The organism is Bacillus sp. SH5-2 (assembly GCF_008368905.1).
Lineage (GTDB): Bacteria > Bacillota > Bacilli > Bacillales > Bacillaceae_G > Bacillus_A > Bacillus_A luti.
This window is the reverse complement of record NZ_QOSD01000047.1, coordinates 1-5,394: the sequence shown is the minus strand read 5'-3', so window position 1 is coordinate 5,394 and position 5,394 is coordinate 1. Positions and strand designations below refer to the sequence as shown.

Here is a 5,394-nt window from a genome sequence, read left to right as displayed (position 1 = left end):
AATGTTATCTAGTTTTGAAGGAATATGCCTTCATAGTTTGGTGATGATGGCAGAGAGGTCACACCCGTTCCCATACCGAACACGGAAGTTAAGCTCTCTAGCGCCGATGGTAGTTGGGACCTTGTCCCTGTGAGAGTAGGACGTCGCCAAGCAACTTAAAACACGAGTCATTTGACTCGTGTTTTTTCGTGTTTAGTAAACAATATTAGACTGTTTCAATTATAGACGAACGTTGTATTCTGATGTCTTAATGATGGATACAGGTTCATCCTACGCATTGAATATAAAACTATAATCGTTATTTGGCGATATTGGTTTAGTTTCTAATTCATAATAAATGTGACTGGGACATATTGCTGTTTTTAACGCATCAAATTGCCAAGCTGTAACAGATCCTGGTTTTTTTATGGTTTCCCCAATAAGTATCCCAGTTACCTCACTTTAATAAATACTTTAGTCTCTATATAATCCTTGGGGAAGGTCCTTATATGCTATGTCTTTGTACGCATTTGAAACTTGTATCTGTGTGTCGCGAATTAAGAAAGATAGTATGTGTGGAATGAATATGGTTTATAAAAATGTTCGGTCCCTATACAGCATTGTCCAGTAGACATCCCGATTAATAGAGGGATGTTTAATTTTTAAATTGTGCCGTACGGTAAAGGCTAAAATTGCTTGAAGAATATTTGGGGGTGGTGCATTGCTACTATGCTATATTCAAGTAAAACATATTATAGGTGAAATGGACAAAAACCGATATTTCAACTTGAATATCGGTTTAATAATATGTGACTTATATAAATCTATAGCAATACGAAAAGTGTAAATAAGACAGCTAACAAAATACGATAGTATGCAAAAGGTTTTAAACCTATCTTCTCTAAAAGCTTCAGAAAAGTTACTACTGCTAGCATTGCTACTATAAAAGAGGTAATGAACCCTACTGCAAACATAGGAATGTCATCGACACTTAAATACTTCCAGCTTTTTAGTAAGTCTAAGCCTGTAGCTCCAACCATTACAGGAAGAGCTATTAGAAAAGAGAACTCAGATGCAGTCTTATAATTTACTTTTGCTAATAGACCTCCAGAGATAGTGGAGCCAGCTCTAGAGAAGCCAGGGTATACTGCTAAACATTGAAATAATCCAATTGTTAATGCTTGACGGTATGTTAAATCGTCCAGTGAATAGGCGGTTGCATCTTTCTTTTTTACTTCTGCAAAGATCATAAGAATCGCCCCTGCTACAAGTCCAATCACAACAGTGTATGGCTGGAATAAGTATGTTTTAATGACATCATGTAGTAGTAAACCAGCAACTACGGCTGGAAATACACCAAGAAATACATGGAAAGCGTTGAACTTTTTCTCTTTCCGCAGAAGAGGTTTAATATTACATAAAGAAACGAGACGTTTATGATATAAAATAGCAATAGCTAAAATTGCCCCTAGCTGAATAACAATTTCAAACGTTTTCGCTCTTTCTCCTTCAAATCCTAATAAATGTCCGACTAATATAAGGTGGCCAGTAGAAGAGATAGGTAAAAATTCAGCTAACCCCTCTACGATACCGAGTATAAAGGCAATAATAATATCGCTCATAGTTTCACTCCTATAAATTAATGAATGTCTACTCTCTTAAAATAGAATAGTGTTGCAATAAATCCGAAAACCGTTGTTGCTGCAATGATGATATAAGAATACTCTGGTGGATATGTGGATCGTAATTCATTATTTGCAATATCTAAAGTGGCGGTCCACGGAAATAAATCTTTATGTTTGGAATTTACGAGCATAAGATTAGTCATTGTAATAATGACTGTTAATATAATAGGCGGTACATAGCTCTTCATTACAAGAGTTAATAGCACAATAGGTGAAGACAATAGAAAGAGAAGTCCACCACAGGTTAAAAATTTTAGGAAAGAACCTAAAAGTAAAGCAGTGTTAAAACCAGGGAAATTCCCCAATAGCCCTAATATTAATGTAAGCGACCAAGCAACTAAAGTTAGTATCATGATCCAAAGGAAAAGAATAATGAACTTACTTATAATAAAGCTAATGCGTGACACGGGGATAGTTAGTAAATTTTTTAATGTGTCTTCTGCATATTCACGGGTAAACAGATAAGCAACTACTACTCCATATAAGGGGAACCCTATAACTAAAGTAGTGTATAAGTTAACGTCAGTGAATAATTGATGGAACCAAATAGTCGGAGTTGGCTGTTTTGTTTTTATATGTATATAAGAAGCTACTACGACTAAGAAAGGTGCGACACCAGCCCCAATAATACTAATTAAAAACATATTAGAGCGTTTTAGTTTTAATAGTTCTGTATAGAGTAGGTTAACCAATTGTTCCACCTCCAACTAGCTTAGTGAAATAATCTTCTAATCTGTCTTCACTCATCATCATTTTTAATACTTCAATATCATTTAGAACAAATGTTCTGTTGATGTGTCCTTGTTGCCCGAAATGAGAGTAAATGCGAATATTCCCTTCATCATGTACCTCATAATCGAAAATTTGAAATTGATTTTCTAATAGCATCGCAGCCTTATTGTCATTATTCACCTGAAATTCTATGTATTTACGGTTTGCTCTGCGTAGCGTATCAAGAGAAACTTCTTCTAGTAACTTTCCTTCGTGAATAATTCCAATACGATCGACTAACTGTTCTACCTCGGCTAATATGTGACTAGAAATGAGTATGGTTATATTCCTTTCTTGAGCTAAAGAATGAATAAGTTTTCGCATTTCTTTAATGCCGATGGGGTCTAGTCCGTTAGTTGGTTCATCTAATATGAGTAGTTCGGGATAATGGAGAAGGGCGCGTGCAATTCCTAAGCGCTGCTTCATTCCTAAAGAATACTTTCCTACTAACTTTTTTGTTTCATGTTGCAAGCCTACTATTTCTAATGCTTCTTCAATAGCATTCTTTTTGTGAACCCCAATTATCTTTGCGTTAATTAATAAGTTTTCTTTTGCAGTTAAGTTTTCATAAAACCCTGGAACTTCAACGATAGAACCAATTCTACTTAAAATATCTTTTTGATTTTGAAATAAGTCCTCTCCGAATATTTCGATAGTTCCACTTGTAGGCTTTATAAGACTAAGTAGCATACGAATGGTTGTGGTTTTACCAGCACCATTACGTCCTATGAATCCATAAATCTCTCCCTGTTGAACGTTAATATTTAGATTATCTACGGATTTTTGATTGCCATATACTTTAGTAAGATTAGTCGTTTTTATAATTGTATTTATAGGAGACACCTACTTTCTATAAGTTCTTACTTACATGATAAGAAGGAAGGCTTAACTGCATATTAATCATTTCTTAACTATTTCTTAAAAGTATTGTGTTTTGGAATGGAAAAGCCAAAAGTGGTTCGTTCCCATGGGCTACTTTCAACCCATATATGCCCACCATTCCTCTCAACGAGTGCTTTAGAAATAGAAAGCCCGAGACCGCTACCACCAAACGAGGAGTTTCTTGATTGTTCGCTTCGGTACATTCGCTCAAATACGTTTTGTAGATCATGTTTTGGAATGCCAGGGCCTTTGTCCCAAATAAGAAGTTCATATTCTGCATGGGTTTCTAGTAGTTCGACCCCTATTGTTTTTCCATCCCTTCCGTAATAAATGGCATTTTTTATTAAATTACCCATAATCCGCATAAGGCTTAGATGATCTGCGATGATAGGACAAGTAGATTCTGGTATGAGAACTTGCAGTTTAATATTATGTTTTGATAGTTCAGGCAAAAACTCGATCAAAACTTCTCTAGTAACTTCAGAAAAGTCGAGTTTTTCTTCTTTTAGTGGAAATTCATTAGCATCTAGCTTTGCCATATTGAATATCTCATCAACTAGGTGCTTTAAGTTATTTGATTTCATATAAAGTATTTTAAGATATTCTTGCTTTTCTATTTCAGAAGCAGCAACCCCATCTTTTAAGACATCGATATAGCCAATAATGGAGGTAAGTGGTGTTCGTATATCGTGCGAGATACTAGACAGAAGTTTTTTTCTAGATTCCTCAGACCTCTTTGCTTCAATCCGAACCTTTTCTAATTCAGCTATTAGTTCGTTTATTGAAAAAACGATATTATGTAATGAACGATCATTGCTTGTAAATAATCTCGTTTGTAAATTACCTTTTAGTACACGATTTAATTTAGTATCTATTGATTTGCGATGCTGAATGAATTGTATTCTTGAAAAGAAGAGATACATTGTAATTAAGATAAGGGTAATAAATAAAGACATTTTTATCCTTGGGTCCATTTGTATGTTTAAAAGCCCGCAAATGATAAGTTGTAATGAAATAAGGAAAAGGGTTTTATCAGTCTTCAAGTTGTTCACCTACAAACTTATAACCAATTCCCCATACAGTTTGAATGAATTTTGGGTTGGAAGGATCGACTTCTATTTTCTTTCTAAGTTTTCGAATATGTACCATAACGGTATTGTCATCTTCTATATAATTATCGTCCCACACATTTCGGAAAAGCTGTGTTTTTGTAAATACTTGCCCTGGATTTGAAGTGAAGAATTTTAATAGTTCCAGTTCTTTTCCGGTTAAGTTAATTTCTTCTTTGTTTGTATGAACTGTATATGTATTTAAATCGATAGTTAGTCCTTTAAAAGTTAGAGTTGTTTTCTCTTGTATATTAGTGTTACTTCCGAGAACTAAAAAACGCCGCATAAGAGCTTTTACACGTGCAATGACTTCGTGAATACTGAAGGGCTTTGTAATGTAATCATCAGCACCAATGCTTAAACCTAAAATTTTATCAACTTCATGATCTTTAGCGGTTAGCATTAATATCGGTACGTTAGTTTTATCTCTAAGCTTTCTACATACTTCGATACCATCTACTTTCGGCATCATAAGGTCTAATATAACGAGGTTATAGTTGTTTTGATTAAATAATTGTAAGGCTTCATCGCCATTAATTGCAGTATCTACCATATATAATTCTCGTTCCAAATATATTTTTAATAAATTTCGGATTTCTTTATCATCGTCTGCTATAAGGATACGTATATCTTTCATATCTTCACCTGCTTCTAATAGAGTTCATTGATAGTATGACAACCCCCTAATTATATAATATTATTTGTTAAAATAAGGTTAATAGTTTTGTTTGGAAGGAAATGTCCACGCAAATTAGATTGAATATGTTTTGCAAGAATAAATTAAAGAGAAGCAGAAGGTAGTTTCCGATAATGAATTTTTGTAGGGATGTATCTAGCTAAAAGAGCATAAAAACATTTAATTAAATATCTTTATAAAAAGGTATTGACGATTGTACCTTAGAGGTGTAATATAAGACAAGTCGCCGATGCAGTAACGCAGAAAGCGATAAACGAAATAAAAAAACTTA

5 protein-coding genes and 1 rRNA gene are annotated in these 5,394 nt (G+C 34.1%); 1 reads left to right on the top strand and 5 read right to left on the bottom strand.

What is annotated here, in order from left to right; all coding sequences use genetic code 11:
• Window positions 1-36: 36 nt before the first annotated feature.
• Window positions 37-152: ribosomal RNA gene (gene rrf, locus DN410_RS27650) — 5S ribosomal RNA — on the top strand.
• Between the two features lie 651 nt (window positions 153-803).
• On the opposite strand, the gene uppP is transcribed toward rrf, so the two are convergent.
• From uppP to DN410_RS27625, 5 genes are all read right to left on the bottom strand, one after another.
• Window positions 804-1,601 carry an undecaprenyl-diphosphate phosphatase UppP gene (uppP, locus tag DN410_RS27645; protein WP_149178842.1) on the bottom strand — a complete coding sequence of 266 codons (798 nt, stop codon included), beginning with the start codon at window positions 1,599-1,601 and terminating at the stop codon, window positions 804-806.
• A gap of 17 nt (window positions 1,602-1,618) precedes the next feature.
• On the bottom strand, window positions 1,619-2,356 hold the full coding sequence (locus tag DN410_RS27640; RefSeq protein ID WP_149178841.1) for an ABC transporter permease: 738 nt from the start codon (window positions 2,354-2,356) through the stop codon (window positions 1,619-1,621).
• On the bottom strand, window positions 2,349-3,278 hold the full coding sequence (locus DN410_RS27635) for an ABC transporter ATP-binding protein (protein ID WP_149178840.1): 930 nt from the start codon (window positions 3,276-3,278) through the stop codon (window positions 2,349-2,351). The genes DN410_RS27640 and DN410_RS27635 overlap by 8 nt, the downstream gene beginning before the upstream one ends.
• A gap of 68 nt (window positions 3,279-3,346) precedes the next feature.
• Window positions 3,347-4,360 carry a sensor histidine kinase gene (locus DN410_RS27630; protein WP_149178839.1) on the bottom strand — a complete coding sequence of 338 codons (1,014 nt, stop codon included), beginning with the start codon at window positions 4,358-4,360 and terminating at the stop codon, window positions 3,347-3,349.
• On the bottom strand, window positions 4,350-5,063 hold the full coding sequence (locus DN410_RS27625) for a response regulator transcription factor (RefSeq protein WP_098344264.1): 714 nt from the start codon (window positions 5,061-5,063) through the stop codon (window positions 4,350-4,352). Before DN410_RS27625 ends, DN410_RS27630 begins: the two co-directional genes overlap by 11 nt.
• Window positions 5,064-5,394 lie beyond the last annotated feature (331 nt).

Coding starts and splice junctions, on each gene's coding strand:
- uppP (WP_149178842.1), bottom strand. CDS start 1,601: ATGAGCGATATTATTATTGCCTTTATACTCGGTATCGTAGAGGGGTTA.
- DN410_RS27625 (WP_098344264.1), bottom strand. CDS start 5,063: ATGAAAGATATACGTATCCTTATAGCAGACGATGATAAAGAAATCCGA.